Origin of the sequence: Rahnella sp. NRRL B-41462, from assembly GCF_003263525.1 — a bacterium.
Classification (GTDB): Bacteria; Pseudomonadota; Gammaproteobacteria; order Enterobacterales; family Enterobacteriaceae; genus Rahnella; species Rahnella aceris.
In genome coordinates this window covers 1-16,457 of record NZ_JYDF01000154.1, presented here as the reverse complement: position 1 = coordinate 16,457, position 16,457 = coordinate 1, and the positions used below count along the sequence as shown (strand labels likewise).

Genomic DNA, 16,457 nt, shown 5'->3' with positions numbered 1-16,457 from the left:
CTGTGCCTGCAGCGTGCCGCTGTTGGTCAGCACCGGTGCAGACACTGTCAGCCTGCCGCCGGTCAGTAAGGTGCCCTGGTTGTTGAGATTACCGGTGAGGGTCAGATGAGTGACGCCGTCGCCCTGCATCTGGCCCTGATTGAGCAGCGTCTGTGCGCCCAAATCTAACGTCCCCTGACTGCGTACGGTGCCGCCGCTCAGGTTGGTGATGCCGTTTTGTACCGTACCCTGCAGGCTTTGCTGGCCCTGTAACTGCCCGGTGTTGCTAATACTGTTGGTGGTGAGCGTCAGGTTACCGGCCTGAAGAGTGCCGCTGTTAGCAATATTCCCGGCGTTCAGCGTGGCGGTGCCGCCGCTGAGTAATGTGCCGCCCTGCTGAACCTGAAGTTGCCCGCTGAGCGTGGCCGCAAGCGCGCTGACACCGCTGATGCCGCCGCTGCTGGTCAGCGCACCGCCGGTCAGGGTGAGATTATCCGCCGACCAGTTCCCCTGATTATTCAGGTTCGCCGCCTGCAAAATAGCCAGACCGGTTGAGATGATTTTGCCCTGCGCCTGCGTGTTGAGCGCACCGGTAAGAGTAAGCTCCGCGCGCGAGGCGGTCTGGATCGCGCCGTTAAGATCTAACTGACCGGCGTGTACATCGGCGCTGTCGGCCTGCCAGTTGCCGTTGTTGGTGACGTGCGCGGCGGTGACGGTGAGTGCGCCCTGCGTCAGCATCTTGCCGGACGTGGCGTTGGTTAAATCCTGCTGCAACTGCGCCGTCAGGCCCTTCAGGCCAATCAGGTTGCCGCTGTTGTCCGCGTTGTTCGCCGTAAGCGCCAGCGTGTCGCCCTGGATCTGTCCTGTGTTGCTGACGTGGTCAGCCGTCACCGTGGCGGTTTTATCGCTGAGCAACTGGCCACTGTTTTCCAGCGTGGCGGCGTTCACCGTGACGTTGCCAGATGAGAGCAGGCTGCCGCCGTTATTGAGGTCACCCTGCATCTGCGCGTTCAGGCCATTCGTGCCTAATGCCGTGCCGCCGTTGGTCAGGCTGTTGCCGGTCAGACTAAGCTGGCTGCCCTGTAGCCTGCCCTGATTTTGCGTATCGCCTGCCTGCACACCCAGCGTGCCGCCGGACAATACCTGCCCCTGCGCGCCGTTGGTTAAGGTAGTGGCGGTGAGCGTGGCGCCGCCGTTGCCCTGCATCAGCCCGTTGTTGCTGATACCCGTGGCATTCACGCCGACGGTTTGTGCCAGAAGCTGGCCGTTGTTGGTCACAACCGGTGCCGTCACGGTCAGGCCGTTACCCGCCGATATCACACCGGTGCCCTGATTGGTCAGGCTGCCGGTAGCATTCACGCCGACGTTACCGCCGGAGATATTGCCCTGATTGACCAGCGTCTGGCCTTCCAGCGTCATCTGGTTCTGCGCAGACAGGCTGCCTTGCTGCTGCAAGGCACCGGCTTTCATATGCAGGCCGTCGTCGGCGGTGATGGCACCGCTGTTGGTCAGCGAGGTGGCCGTGATATCCACATTGTCCGCACCCAGCGCCGCGCCGCTGGTCAGCGTACCGGCCTGAACCGTCAGCGTGCCCGGTGTCACCAGTTTCCCGGCCAGATCGGCTTTTTCAGACGCACTGATCCCCAGCGCGTTTTTGCCCTGCGTCTGCGAGCCGTTGCCGGTAGTGAGCTGTTGCGTGGTCAGCGCCGCGTTGCCGTCGGCGGAGAGAAAACCCTTTAAGTTTGCGGTATCCGCACTGAGGTTCACATCGCCCTGGCTGGACTGTACCGATCCGGCGCGGGTGGTCAGCGCGGTGGCGTTAAGTGTTGCACCCTGCGTACCGGTCAGCGTGCCACCCAGATCTGCCTGGGCGGTGTTGAGTGTCAGCTGACCATCGGCCAGTAAGGTTGCCGCATCACCGTTGGTCACGTCGTCCGCGGTCAGCGCTAAGTCGCCGCGGGTGCCGGTCAGCCCCTGATTATTGAACTGATTCAGGGTCAGCGTCTGGTCACCGCCGGACTGCGCCGTGCCGTTGTTATTGAAGGTATCGCCGTCAAGCTGCTGCGTGCCGAGGGACTGCAGCAGGCCGTTATTGGTCAGGGTGCCGAAGCTGAACTGACCGTTGCGGTTGGCGGCCAGCGTACCGGCGTTGCTGAAATCGTGTGCGGTAAAGTTCAGGTCACGCCCGGCAATCAGGCTGCCGGACCACTGCCCGCCGCTGGCAACCGTGGCCTGCACGTCATTTTGCGCCGAGGTTTTACCACCCTGTGCGGCATTAAGCTGGTCAGCGTTAATCGAAAGAGTATTGCCCGCGCTGGTGGTGCCGTCGAGCTGCTGCTGCGCGGCAGATAACTGCATATCTCCCGTGGAGGCCAGCGAACCGGTGCCGGTCACCTGCAATGTGCCGCCACCGGCTTGCAACGTGTTGCCGTCGAGCGCACCGGCCAGCGTGGCGCTGCCGGTTGCCGTCAGGGATAAATCTTTATCGCTGTGAACGGACCCCTGCGCCCCGACGGACAGATCCGTAGCGTTCAGGCCCACGTTACCGGAGGTCGACAACTGGCCGCCAAGTGTCTGCTGCGCAGCAGTAAACTGAATATCGCCAAGGCTGGTGATCAGCGAGTTTTGCCCGGCGTTCAGGGAAGTGCTGTTGAGCGTCAGGCCATTTTTGCCGGTCAGCGTGCCGTCGACAATCATCTGACCGCCGCCGATGTTCAGCCGGTCACCGGCAAACAGCGAGCCTTGTTCACCCACGGTCATCTGGTCAGCAACCTGCAACCCCAGCCCCTGCTGCGAACCGATCAGCCCCTGATTGCTGAGGGTGCTGGCGGTAATATCTTGTTCGCTGCCGGACTGCATTTTGCCGCTGTTGTCCAGCTCTGTGGCGTTCAGAGTCTGTGTGCCCTGCGCCTGGATCAGGCCGCCGTTGGTCAGTTTTTGCGTGGTAAGTTGCGTGTTACCGCTGGCGGCCAGCGTGCCGTTGTTGGTCATGTCGCCCGCACTGACGCCCAGATTACCGCCCGCCGTCAGGCTGCCGTCCCACACGCCGTTATTACCCGCCTCCGCCTGCACATTCCCGACAGCGTAAAGCTTAGCGCTGCTGGCCGAACTCAATGAGCCGCTGCTGAGCCGCAGGTTTTGTCCGGCGCGGACGTTCCCGCCGAACATCGCACTGTTCTGCACGCCGATATCCGTATCGGTACCGGACTGAATCTGCGACCCTGCGAGGGTGGAAAGTTGCCCGAAACGCCCGGTCAGTTGATTGTCGCTCGATAACAATCCGCCAAGCTGAGTCTCTCCGGCAGTAAGGGTCAGGGCACCGCTGGCCTGTACCACCCCGCTGTTATCCAGCGTTGTCGCCTGAAGATCTTGCGTCCCCTGTGCCTGCAGCGTGCCGGTATTGGTCAGCCGCTGCGTGGTGATACGGGCGTTTCCGTTTGCGGCGATCAGTCCGTTATTGGTGAGATATCCGGCGTTCAGTTGGAGATCTTTCCCCGCCGTCAGCATGCCCTGCCACTGGCTGCCATTACCGGCAGTAGCATGAATATTGCCTGCCGCAGACACCTGCGCGGTATTACCTGAATTGAGCTGGTCAGCGGCCAGGGTCATATTGCCGCCGCTGGTCACCTGGCTCCCCTGAACGGCCAGTTGCCCCTGGCTGTTGAGCGCCATATCGCCGCCCGATTGCTGGGTGCCGTTAAGGGCGATGGCCTGCGCATTCGCCGTCAGCTTGCCGGTGGTGGTCGCATTACTCAGCGTCAGCCTGCCGCTGGCATCAATCTGCATATCGCCGACCGAGGCGTTCAGGTTGCCGAGGTTGACCCCGACGCCCTTGTCGCTGGAAACCAGATGAATGCGGTTGGCGTACATGCCGCCGAGTGCGCCGGTGTCAATCGCCACCGCCGGTACGCCTGCGCCGGATATCGGCGTGGCATTGCCCTGCGCATCGACACGGTTGGCACCCAGGGTGACGTTAAGGTCTCTGGCGTACAGCCCGGCGTTAATCTGCGCGGCGCGGGAAATCAGTGAAAAAGAGTCGCTCGTGCGGGCATCCAGCCCCTGACCTTCAACGGTGATCGCGCCCTGCGTGACCTCGAGGGATTGCAGCGAGCCGTCCGCATTCAGCACCGGCCTGCCGGTGGTCAGCGTGGCGTTAGGGGTGTTGAGGAAGCCGCAGCCGTTACAGGTGATGCCGTAAGGGTTGGCGACCATGACGTTCGCGGCTTTACCGGCGACTTCCATGTAGCCGTTAAGCTGTGAAGGGTTCGCTGACACCACTTCGTTAATGATGCCCTTCGCTTCCTGACCTGCCGTAAGATTGGGGTTGTTCTGTATCAGCCCGCCCAACTGAGTCTGGGTCAGTTTGCCGGTGGCGTTGTTGAGAATGAGGCCCTGCTGGCCGACGTTGAAATCGTTGTATTTATTATGCGAAATCCCGGCCTGATTCGGGGTGGCGATGTTCACCACCGGCACGCCGTTACCCGCCTGATCGGTGCGGGTGTTGCCTTCGGCTACCGTGATACCCGCCGCAAATGCAGGCATCACCGGTTGCCAGACCAGCCAGCCCATCAGCCCGTAGGCCAGCGCTTTACGCCATAACGCGACCGGTTGCTCTGTGATCGATTTCATCGCCGAATTCCTTCTCTCTTATGCAGAGGTACAACGCTAAAGTGCAAAACCGATGCGGTAGTAGACCGTGACGCGATCCGGTGCCAGTGAGTCCGGATAGCTCAGCGGCCAGCCGACGGTAAACTGGCTGGAGAAATGTGCGTTACTGCTCGATAAACCCACCGCCCCGCCCCATAAGGTGCCGGACGCATTGGTGTCGTGATTGCTGCGTTGCAGGTAGCCGCCGTCGAGGGCCGTTACGCTGCTGATTTGTCCGAGCCCCGGCATGGCGAACAGTTGGGTATCCAGCTCATTACGCCAGTAGCCGCCGTTGTCGCCGGAGAGGTATTGCTCTTTGAACCCCCGCACCGAGCTTTCGCCGCCAATCGTCAGGCGTTCGCTGCCGTAAAGACGGTCATCGCCCCACTGGCCGTAGGCGCTGGTCAGCCAGGTAATGCGTTGCGTGACAGGCCGGTAATAGCTGGTGGACAGCGTCCATTTAGAGAACTCCGCACGCGGGGCATCCGGATTTTTATCTTCATCGCTTTCGCCGCCAAACCACGGCACGCCACGGCTGAACGCCGGGTTGAGCGTGGCGTATCCGCCCCAGAGTTTCTGGCTGTGATTAATGCCTGCGGTCCAGCTGGTCAGGCTGCGGGTGCTGCTTTCCAGCGGGGCATCGTTGAGATAATTTCGGTTGAGGCGGTGCGTCAGCCCAAGGCTGGCGGCGGTTTTCATGTCGCCGTTGCGAAACAGTACGCGGGAAAGCGTGAAGCGGTGCGCCTGGCTGTCGCCGGTGGAGCGCCACAGATAGCCCTGCGATTCAATGGTGCTCAGGTAGTCGCTGTAGCTGTAGTTGTAATCGAACAGCCAGTAGCCATAAGGCAGATTAACGCCCGCCTGCACGCTTTTTGCGTCGTGGTCGCTTGCGCCGTCGCCGCTGCGTGACGCACTGACAAACCACTGATCCGCCAGCCCGAGCAGGTTATTGCCGGTCAGCGAGCCGCTGACCTGTCCGGTGCCGGTGCTTTTCTGCCCTGAGTTATCAAAACCGGCGCTGGCCTGCAGGGGAAACTCAGGCTTTGAGGTGAGGTTGACGATGGAGTATCCCGGCTGGCTGCCGGGCTGGATTTCAATCTGCACCGGCGTTTTGCGCAGCCGGTTAATCTGCTCCATCCCCTGTTCGATATCGCGCAGGTTAAGGATGTTGCCGGTCAGCCCCGGAAACGCCATCGCCAGCATTGCGCCGCGTTGATTTTCCATTTTGATGGCTTCGAGTTTGCCTTCCATCACCGTCAGGCTGAGCGTGCCGGAAGACAAATCCTGTTCGGTGAGAAACGCGCGGCTGGTGATATAGCCCTGGCCGATATACCAGTCAGAGACCTGTTTCACCAGGGCATTAATCTGGCCAATGCCGAGGCACTGTTGCAGATAGGGTTGGGTCAGTTTTTGCTGTATTCGCGCGGGCATATGGTCTGCGCCGCTGAGGGTAATGTCGTGAATATCAAAGCACGGGCCGGCGGGTTGCGCTGGGGTTTGCGGCGCGGGGGGCGACTGACGTGCTGCGCTCCAGTTCCTGACGCTGCTGCTGGTTCTGCTGCAGAAGTTGCCGCTGCTGCTGTTCGATACTGTCGCGGTCAGCGGGGCTGAGCGGCGCGGCCTGCGCGGTGAGGGAAAACATTCCGGTAAGTACCAGCAGGCAGGAAACTCGCCACCGCAGGGAAAGACACGCGCACGCCGAAACAGTGCGGGCTAATGGTGTAAGAAAGCTTATGATTTCCATATCCGGTGTTTTCTATGGCCAGAACCGCTTGCCTGTACGCCTCAAAAACACAGCATCAGAAGTGGCTATGGCATTGATTTAAGATTAAACATTCGGTTTCTATCGGCAGGAATAAGACTTACTTTAGGTTTTTTTTAAGTTTATAAAAAAAAATTCTGCAAGAAGCATAGCGCGAAACATAAGAAATCATGGTTTATAGGGGTATTCATCCGGTTACCCCTGCCTGCGCCGTTTGTGGCTTTCAGGGATATTTTCTTGTGGCTTACAAGCAGGATACAGGGAATATAATCGGGAGGCTTAATAGCCATCCGCTTATTTAAAATTCAGTGCAAGATGCTGGCAAAAATAACCCATAAAAAAAGCCAGAGGATTTCTCCTCTGGCTTTTCTGCATAATTCCCCGGGGGAAATTACAGACCGTACACCAGGTTTACAGACGTCACGGTGTCGGTTTTATCCGGCGCACTGGCTGGTGGTTTGGTGTTATAGGTTACGTCATACGCCACTTTCAACGAGAAGTGGGAGTTGATCGCAACGGTCAGCGCGGTTTCTGAGTTCAGCGTAGTTTCGTCGTTCGCTAATACAGAAACACCCTGCGTGAAGCGCGCAGTGTCGCTGATCTGGTAACCGTAAGTGCCTGAAGCGTAAGCCAGCGCACGGGTGGTGTTACCGCCCTGTTCGAATTCATCATGACGAACACCAGGACCTGCTTCCAGGTTCAGCGTATGAACCGGGCCGCTCCAGATCTGACGACCATAACCGACAGCGCCTACAGTCCGCGAACGGTAACCGTTATAACGGTCGCTCAGCCAGCTCCCCTGACCGAAAATATAGTTCGCGTTGTCAAGGTTATAACGCGTACGGGCACCGGCCTGATACTTCTCGGATGAACGCACACCGGAAGAAGAGGTGTTACGCGCAGAACCCCACAGGCTGTTAGCCGTGTTGGTATCAAACCAGGTCATGGTGGTATCAGCATTCAGCGTGGAGTTGCTGGTGTTACCGGTTTGCGCACTGTAACCCGCCTGAATATTGCCCTCGAACGGCTTTTTCGCCTGAGCCGGATCATCTAACGCGGTGAAGATGGTGGTGTCTGCAAGGCTTGAAATACTGAACAGCGCTGCACCGCAGACTACGGCACAAGCTGGTAAACGACGTACAACCCGAAAAAACATTTTGTTTCCCCAATAAGACTTAAGGCAAATAACGAGACTGGAACCACACGATTTATGCCATTAATTAGGATCCGTTAATCAAGCCTGGCAACTCCATTTCGATGGCATATGCATACAAATATTTCTACCGCAACAAATATAACGCACTCAGCCCGGAATATCTTAATAAAGCGGCTTTTTTGGATAGTTCCGAGTGACATATATTTCCGGCAATAGAAACATACAAAATCATTACCCTTTCTTGCATTGATTTCTTATTTCAATGAGGAATGGAAATGGTTCATTACGCGCCACACTTTACGTCTCCCGCCACTTTGGTTCGAAATATTGCGAGCCGGCAGCGTACAGATTTCCGCCTAACTCGTCGCTGAATCTTGTCCTTTTGAGCGATGCGGGGTAGTTTTGTCCTGATAACGTCTTATTTTTGCCTCGGGTTCCTCGAAGGCAGCCTTCAGGAGGAGTGGTCATGGCTTTACAACAAGAGATTATTCAGGCTCTGCACGTCAAACCCCACATCGATGCCGCACAGGAAGTTCGTGTCAGCGTCGATTTTCTCAAAAGTTATCTGCTGGCCCACCCGTTCATCAAGACACTGGTTCTGGGTATCAGCGGCGGGCAAGATTCTACTCTTACCGGCAAACTTTGCCAAACAGCAATTAGCGAATTACGCGCACAAACAAATGATAGCGCTTACCAGTTCATTGCGGTGCGCTTGCCATATGGCGTGCAAGCTGATGAATCGGACTGCCAGGATGCCATTGCGTTCATCCAGCCAGATCAGGTTCTGACCGTTAATATCAAGAATGCCGTCCTGGCAAGCGAAGCGACCTTACGTGAAATCGGTATCGAACTGAGCGATTTCATTAAAGGCAACGAAAAGGCCCGCGAACGCATGAAAGCGCAGTACAGCATCGCCGGGATGAAAAAAGGCGTGGTGGTCGGGACTGATCATGCTGCCGAAGCCGTGACCGGTTTCTTCACTAAATACGGTGATGGCGGCACGGACATTAACCCGATTTTCCGTCTGAACAAGCGTCAGGGAAAAGCCCTGCTCAAAGAATTGGGTTGCCCGGAACATCTCTATACGAAAGCCCCGACCGCTGACCTTGAAGATAACCGCCCTGCCTTGCCAGATGAAGCTGCGCTCGGCGTGACTTACGAACTGATCGACGACTATCTGGAAGGCAAGAAGATCGACGATAAATATGCCACCGTCATTGAGGGCTGGTACCTGCGCACTGAACATAAACGTCAGCCGCCGGTCACGGTGTTTGATGATTTTTGGAAGAAAAAATAAGTCTTTCGTCACCGCTTAGATCACGGGCACCTGCGGGTGTCCGTTTTTATTCACAGCGCCCGCCGCTCTGATTATCACAAGCTTCTTTCCATTCATTAACGAAATCATTACCCTTAGCGTCCTTTCGGATGACTGACAGTGATGTTTTCAATGCAAAAATTCCTTTTCCTGCTGCTGAGCATGGTGCTGCTTGGCCCTTTAGGTATTGATTTGTACCTGCCCGCCATTCCCGCCATCGCGCTCGGTTTACAGAGCACCGAGGCGGTCATTCAGTCCTCGATTTCCTTATTTATTCTGGTGATGGGGCTGGGACAACTGGTGGCCGGTCCGCTGGTGGATAAATTTGGTCGTCGCCCGATCGCCATTATCGGCGTCATGGTGTATCTGGCAGGGGCGATAGTTGCTGCGACCTCCGTAACACCGTGGATGTTTTTATTATCCCGCGTCATTCAGGGACTGGCAGTGTGCTGCACTTCCGTGGTGATTTTCAGCGGCGTACGCGACCGGATGAGTGGCAACGATGCCGCCCGTGCGTATGGTTTCCTCAATGGCACGCTGAATATCATTCCGGCACTGGCACCGCTGATCGGCGGCCTGATCGCGCAATATTATGGCTGGCGTGCGCCGTTCTGGGCATTAACCGGTTATACACTGGCTGTCTTACTGCTGGTTATATTCAAACTGCCTGAGACTCGCCCTGCTGATACGCAGACCAACACCGGCCTGCCATTCCGTCAGTACGCCCGCATTTTATTCAATGCGCGCTTCATTACTTTTGCTCTGGTGAATGCAGGTGCAATGGGTATGGCGCTGACCTATGTCTCGCTGGCGCCGACCGTTTTGATGAACACTGCCGGGCTGACGCCACTGCAGTTTTCACTGGTATTCGGCGCAAACGGATTCTGGATCATGGGGATGAGCTTTATCGCCAACCGGATTATCCGCAAAGTGGGGCGTCCGGTATGTCTGAAAACAGGCGGCATCCTGATGTTTATTGGCTGTCTCGGGCTAATCGCTGGGATCACGCTGGTTCCGCCTGCGGAACAAACAGCAACCTGGCTGTATATGGTGCCAGTCGCCAGCGCCTGTGCCGGTCTGGCTTTCCTGATGGGCCCGGCCACCAGTTATGCGCTGGAACCGTTCTCCGGTGAAGCAGGCGTGGCTTCGGCACTGGCAGGTTCGGTGCAAATGGCGGGCGGTGCACTACTTGGTTTTATCGCGATGGCATTACCGTTGCAGCCTAAGCTGAGTCTGTCGCTGGTGATGCTGGCAGGGGGATGTCTGGCGATGCTGGCTCGACGCGCCAGCAAAAAATCGACGGGTCAGCTGACCCGCCTGGGACAGTAATACGTTTTTTAACCGATTGTCGACACCGGTACGCGGGGTGCCAGCGCACTCAGCAGTTCGTAACCCAGCGTACCGGCCGCTGTTGCCACGTCATCCACCGGTAAATTATTCCCCCACAACTCAACCGGCGCACCCATCTGCGCCTGCGGGCATGGCGTTAAATCCACAGCCAGCATATCCATTGAAACCGTGCCCGTCGTCGTCGTTCGCACACCGTCTACCCAAACCGGTGTACCGGAAGGCGCATGGCGCGGATATCCGTCCGCATAGCCACAGGCCACCACGCCGATACGCTGAGGACGAGTTACACTGTAACGCCCGCCGTAACCCACGCGCGCACCGGCGTTAAGTTCCTGTACGGCAATCAGCTCGCTTTTAAGCGTCATGACCGGTTGCAGACCGGTATGCGCAATATCTTTCCACTCACCGCTTGGCGACGCGCCATAGATAATAATTCCCGGACGGATCCAGTCATGATGTGTATGCGGATGCCACAGCGTCGCAGCGGAATTGGCCAGACATCGCGGGCCGCGAATGTTTTGCCCGGCGAGGTTAATCACACTCATCTGCGCATCGACACCTTCCACACTGTCAGCGGTGGCGAAATGGCTCATCAGCGTGATTTCCCCCACCTGCTTCAGCTCGCGTAACTGCTGCCAGACAGCACCGGCGCGCTCAGGCGCAAAACCCAGGCGGTTCATGCCACTGTTTACTTTCAGGTAGATACTGACCGGCAGGCTGATGCTGGCCTGCGCAAGGGCTTTTATCTGCCATTCGCTGTGTACGGCCGTGGTCAGGCGATATTGATCAACAATAGCCAGATCCTCTGCGGTAAAAAAACCTTCAAGCAGTAATATCGGTCCCTGCCAGCCGGACTCACGCAGTAAAATCGCCTCATTGAAATCGAGTAAAGCGAAACCGTCAGTGGCGGATAAACTGCGCCAGATACGGGATATACCGTGGCCGTAGCCGTTGGCTTTCACCACCGTCCAGACTTTACTGTTGGCGGCAAAACCGCGAATGATGTTCAGGTTTTGAGTTAACGCAGACTGAGACAATGTGGCTGAAATCGGGCGAGGCATACCAGCTCCGGCAATAAGCAAAGTAAAAACCATGCGGTATCAAACCCCGCATGGGATCGGATTACAGCAGGTTCAGCCTACCGGATGCATTTTGTGCGGGCCAGCCGGACGGGCAATGAAATCCGGGCTGTAACGCTCAACCGAGAGATCATCGGATGGGATCGCAGGCGTCACGCCGGACATAATGTCCGAGAGCAACTGCCCGGAGCCGCAGGCCATCGTCCAGCCCAGCGTGCCGTGGCCGGTATTGAGATACAAATTCTTAATGCGCGTACGCCCGACAATCGGCGTGCCATCCGGCGTCATCGGACGCAACCCCGTCCAGAACGTGGCCTGTTCGACGTTGCCGCCGTTCGGATAGAGATCTTTGACCACCATCTCCAGCGTTTCGCGGCGCGCCTGCGCCAGCTTCAGGTTGAAGCCGACAATCTCCGCCATACCGCCGACGCGGATGCGGTCATCAAAACGGGTGATAGCAATTTTATAGGTTTCATCCAGTACGGTAGACACCGGCGCAGAAGCCGGATCAGTAATCGGAATCGTCAGGGAATAGCCTTTCAGCGGATAAACCGGAATAGAGACCAGATCACGCAGCAACGCGGTGGAATACGATCCGAATGCCACCACGTATGCATCCGCCTTGACGATCTCATTGCCACACTGCACGCCAGTGATTTCGCCATTTTCAATATGCAGCTTATCCACCGTGCGGTTAAATTCGAAGATAACTCCCGCCTGACGCGCCATGTCTGCCAGCTTGCGGGTAAACATCTGGCAGTCGCCGGTTTCATCATTGGGTAAACGCAGGCCGCCGGTCAGTTTGTGCGCAACCTGAGCCAGCGCCGGTTCTGCAGTCGCCAGCTGGCTGGATTCGAGCAACTGATACGGCACACCGGCGTCTTCCAGCACCGCAATATCTTTGGCTGCGCTTTCAAACTGCTGCGCGGTGCGGAAAAGCTGCAACGTGCCACCCTGCCGACCCTCGTACTGAATGCCGGTATCTTCGCGTAACGCTTTCATGCAGTCACGGCTGTATTCCGCCAGACGCACCATGCGGCTTTTGTTGGTCTGATAGTGGTCCATGTTGCAGTTACGCAGCATTTGCCACATCCATTTAAGCTGGAACTGTGTTCCGTCGAGGCGAATCGCCAGAGGCGCGTGCTTCTGGAACATCCATTTGACGGCTTTGACCGGAACCCCCGGAGCCGCCCACGGCGCAGCATAGCCCGGTGAGATCTGTCCTGCATTACCCGCACTGGTTTCTTCTGCCGGGCCGGACTGGCGGTCAATAACCGTCACCTGATGACCCGCTTTAGCCAGATACCATGCACTGGCGACACCGACCACACCACTGCCTAAAATCACCACACGCATATCGACTCCACTCCACAACAAAACAAAGCATAATATTCTGATGACAGGAAATTAACCTGACTGAGAAAAATCACCAACACAGGCACTCACAACCGTGAGGTCTTTCACATTTATTTATCGTTCATGACAGCATTTATTTCAATAGCCAGAAATAAATAACGATATTCCGCAACATTCCGGCCATGCGGCAAGAAATTTATGGCGTAATGACAGCATTGATTGCATTGATGTCACAAGACTCCCGACGCATCAGGGGCAGTTTTGCTGCAGGTTTTTATTCTTGTATACAAGCCAATTGTCGGAATAAAACACCACAAAAAAACAGGCATGTGATATTCCCTCACGCTGCGCGGAGAATTGACGTTCAGGTTGAACGGGGATTTATAAAACGAGGCAAAGCCGAAGTGGCTGCGTAAAACATTAAGGCCACTATTCATAGTGGCCTTATATTGCGGGAATTTACCGGCGTAACAGAAAAAATCAGGCAGACGTCGTTTCCAGTCTCATCAGAGAGACAGGTTTAAACAGGCCCGTCTGCCCTTCCAGTTGCACACAACTTTCGCGGCGAATTTCTTCCGGTGAACTCGATTTCACCCTGAACGCGGTAATTTTGCCGGTAACGCCCGTTTCGGCATCCATTACACGAACGCCCTGGCCGATACGATTTCTATATCTATCATAAGTAAAGGTATTTACCATTTTCTTGACCTCCTAAAGCATCAATAACAAACAATAGCGGGTTAATGCTATACCCGTAAAAATTAAGTTTCAATATATAAACCCTGCTAAGTATCAGGTTAAATTTCATACCCTGTCCCGCCACGTTGCCATTTTAAAAATGTGACTCATATCGCAACGACGCAATTACTGACCTACACTTCAATCGGTTTCTGTTTTGCACCGTTCATTTCAGCAATTTTCAGCAATAAGGAGTCGATTGTGAATAACTCAAACTTTCTGAAGCTTAAAGATGGTACACAACTTTTTTATAAGGATTGGGGCAGCGGACAGCCGGTGGTTTTTAGTCACGGCTGGCCCCTGTCGTCGGATGCTTTTGAAGATCAGATGCTGTTTCTGGCAGAACATGGTTATCGCGTTATTGCCCACGACCGCCGCGGACACGGGCGTTCTTCTCAGTCATGGGAAGGCAATAATATGGACCAGTACGGAGATGACATGGCCGAACTGACGGCTTATCTGGATCTCAAAGACGCGATACACGTCGGGCACTCTACCGGCGGCGGCGAAGTTGCCCGTTATATTGGCAGGCACGGCACCTCGCGGGTGGCAAAAGCGGTATTAATTGGTGCAGTGCCACCGATTATGATCAAAACAGATTTCAATCCCGGAGGATTACCGCTTTCTGTTTTCGATGGTATCCGTGGCGGTGTGACGAAAGATCGTTCCCAATTTTTCCTGGACTTGCCCGACGCATTTTATGGTTTCAACCGCCCCGGTGCTGAGGTGTCAGAAGGTTTACGCCAAAGTTTCTGGCTCCAGGGTATGCAGGGTTCAATAAAAGCACTTTATGATTGTGTTAAAGCGTTTTCTGAAACCGATCAGCGCGAAGACCTGAAGAAGATGACGATCCCGACGCTGGTGATTTACGGTGATGATGACCAGATTGTGCCACCCGCTTCCTCCAGCGAAGCTGCGCTTAAGTTGTTGCCAAATGGCAAAGGTAAGGTTTATGCGGGCGCATCTCATGGTCTGTGCAGCACACACAAGAATCAGATAAATCAGGATTTGTTAGAATTTATCCGCAGTTAATCCCCCTCTGTTTGCGCCTGTCTCCTGATATTGTTCGCCCAAAGCCAGACTGTACGCGGCTTTGGGCTCTTTATTGCCCGCCGATTGACAGTCTCCGGCCTTAAGGATATAGATTTGTTGAGGAATGGATTCATGGTGTTTATCTAACGACACACTCAGATTGAGCTACGATTATCAATGGACGTGCGAAATCTTAAGAAAAGGTTGTGAATCAAACACTCTGTAGCGTCCATAACTGAATGAGGGTGCGGCTTATGACGACAGTGACCCAAAAGCAAAAAACTGAGGACAAACGTCTTAGCGATGGACCGGACTGGACGTTTGAGTTATTGCAAACCTATCTCGAAGAGATTGACCGGGTGGCGAAGTCCTACCGGCTTGAAACTTATCCGCATCAAATCGAGATCATCACTTCCGAACAAATGATGGATGCCTATTCCAGCATTGGCATGCCGATCAATTACACTCACTGGTCGTTCGGGAAGAAATTCATCGAAACCGAACAGCTGTATAAGCACGGACAACAAGGTCTGGCGTACGAAATCGTCATTAACTCCAACCCGTGTATCGCTTATCTGATGGAAGAAAATACGATCACCATGCAGGCGCTGGTGATGGCCCATGCCTGCTACGGGCATAACTCTTTCTTCAAAAATAACTATCTGTTCAGAAGCTGGACCGATGCCAGTTCCATCGTCGATTACCTGCTGTTCGCCAAGCGTTATATCAGTGAATGCGAGGAACGCTATGGTGTCGATGAAGTTGAACGGTTGCTGGATTCCTGTCACGCGCTGATGAATTACGGCGTTGACCGCTATAAACGTCCGCAAAAAATCTCCCTGCAGGAAGAACTGGCGCGGCAAAAAAGCCGTGAGGAATACCTGCAAAGTCAGGTGAATTCTCTGTGGAAAACGCTGCCACGCAAAGACAGTGTAGACGCACCAGAACAGGCGCGACGTTTCCCGCCGGAACCGCAGGAAAACCTGTTGTATTTTATGGAAAAAAATGCACCTCTGCTGGAATCCTGGCAGAGAGAAATTTTGCGCATTGTGCGTAAAATCAGCCAGTATTTTTATCCGCAGAAACAAACTCAGGTCATGAACGAAGGCTGGGCGACATTCTGGCATTACACCATCCTGAATCATCTGTATGACGAAGGAAAAGTCTCCGACCGTTTCATCCTGGAGTTCCTGCACAGTCACACGAATGTGGTGTATCAGCCGCCTTATAACAGCCCGTATTACAGTGGTATCAACCCGTATGCTCTGGGTTTCGCGATGATGCAGGATATCAAGCGTATCTGTCAGGAGCCGACGGAGGAAGACCGTTACTGGTTCCCGGATATCGCCGGTTCAGACTGGCTCGACACGCTGCATTTTGCGATGCGTGACTTTAAAGACGAGAGCTTCATCAGCCAGTTCCTGTCACCGAAAGTGATGCGTGATTTCCGTCTGTTTACGGTGCTCGATGACGATCACAATAATTATCTGGAAATCGCCGCGATCCACAATGAGGAGGGCTACCGTGCAATTCGTCAGGAGTTGTCGGCGCAGTATAATCTGAGTAATCACGAACCGAATATTCAGGTCTGGAATGTGGATTTGCGCGGAGACCGCTCGCTGACATTACGCTACATTCCGCAGGACCGGGCACCGCTTGATAAAAGCCGCCGTGAAGTGATGAAACACGTCCACCGCCTGTGGGGCTTCGATGTCTTTATCGAGCAACTCAATGAAGACGGCAGCGTCGAGTTACTCGAACGTTGCCCGCCACGTCCGACACCGCTGTAAAATTTCCATTTTCAGGCATTAAAAAAGGGCGCTAAGCGCCTAATGCCGATCGTTTAAGGATCAGTTGACCGATCCGGTGGCTCGTGTAAAAAGGGTTCATGCTCATCATGGACCCTTTTTAAATGGAACTTTCACAAGCTCTCGGTATTATCAATCTTACTGCCCCCGATGAAGTTCAAAGCCTCGCTGACCTCCTGTCTCCTGACCTCATTCAGCAAGCTTTTTCTCTCACTGACACCGTTCACCCTACGCA

9 protein-coding genes and 1 pseudogene are annotated in these 16,457 nt (G+C 55.1%); 4 read left to right on the top strand and 6 right to left on the bottom strand.

Annotated features, from left to right (window positions below; translation table 11 throughout):
• The 3 genes and pseudogenes from UC14_RS25330 to UC14_RS25320 form a co-directional block, all read right to left on the bottom strand.
• Positions 1-4,608, bottom strand: a 4,608-nt coding sequence (locus tag UC14_RS25330) for a filamentous hemagglutinin N-terminal domain-containing protein (RefSeq protein ID WP_157962159.1), incomplete at its 3' end; no start/stop codon positions are given.
• Positions 4,609-4,644: 36 nt separating this feature from the next.
• Positions 4,645-6,268: pseudogene (locus UC14_RS25325) on the bottom strand (ShlB/FhaC/HecB family hemolysin secretion/activation protein).
• A 511-nt stretch (positions 6,269-6,779) separates the two neighbouring features.
• Positions 6,780-7,544, bottom strand: coding sequence for a YdiY family protein (locus UC14_RS25320; protein ID WP_013575345.1), 765 nt, complete (start codon positions 7,542-7,544; stop codon positions 6,780-6,782).
• A gap of 466 nt (positions 7,545-8,010) precedes the next feature.
• Between UC14_RS25320 and nadE the strand changes: the two genes are divergently transcribed.
• Together nadE and UC14_RS25310 are read left to right on the top strand one after the other, a co-directional pair.
• A complete protein-coding gene (gene nadE, locus UC14_RS25315) occupies positions 8,011-8,841 on the top strand; it encodes an ammonia-dependent NAD(+) synthetase (protein WP_112198671.1) in 831 nt (276 codons plus the stop codon).
• Positions 8,842-8,991: 150 nt separating this feature from the next.
• The gene (locus tag UC14_RS25310) at positions 8,992-10,188 is read left to right on the top strand and encodes a multidrug effflux MFS transporter (protein WP_037034912.1); all 1,197 of its coding nucleotides are present in this window, start codon (positions 8,992-8,994) and stop codon (positions 10,186-10,188) included.
• An 8-nt stretch (positions 10,189-10,196) separates the two neighbouring features.
• Here the strand turns inward: UC14_RS25310 and dadX are convergent, their stop codons facing one another.
• The 3 genes from dadX to ydfZ form a co-directional block, all read right to left on the bottom strand.
• Entirely contained in the window at positions 10,197-11,270 is a 1,074-nt protein-coding gene (gene dadX / locus UC14_RS25305; RefSeq protein ID WP_112198670.1) for a catabolic alanine racemase DadX, read from the bottom strand.
• Positions 11,271-11,342: 72 nt separating this feature from the next.
• The gene (locus UC14_RS25300; RefSeq protein WP_112151907.1) at positions 11,343-12,644 is read right to left on the bottom strand and encodes a D-amino acid dehydrogenase; all 1,302 of its coding nucleotides are present in this window, start codon (positions 12,642-12,644) and stop codon (positions 11,343-11,345) included.
• Positions 12,645-13,124: 480 nt separating this feature from the next.
• The gene (ydfZ, locus tag UC14_RS25295) at positions 13,125-13,343 is read right to left on the bottom strand and encodes a putative selenium delivery protein YdfZ (protein WP_013575338.1); all 219 of its coding nucleotides are present in this window, start codon (positions 13,341-13,343) and stop codon (positions 13,125-13,127) included.
• Between the two features lie 240 nt (positions 13,344-13,583).
• On the opposite strand from ydfZ, the gene UC14_RS25290 reads away from it, so the two are divergent.
• Together UC14_RS25290 and UC14_RS25285 are read left to right on the top strand one after the other, a co-directional pair.
• Positions 13,584-14,414 (top strand): alpha/beta fold hydrolase, encoded by an 831-nt coding sequence (locus UC14_RS25290; RefSeq protein WP_013575337.1) that lies wholly within the window; start codon positions 13,584-13,586, stop codon positions 14,412-14,414.
• Between the two features lie 254 nt (positions 14,415-14,668).
• Positions 14,669-16,204: a SpoVR family protein gene (locus UC14_RS25285; RefSeq protein ID WP_013575336.1), complete on the top strand. Its 1,536-nt coding sequence runs from the start codon at positions 14,669-14,671 to the stop codon at positions 16,202-16,204.
• Positions 16,205-16,457: the final 253 nt, after the last annotated feature.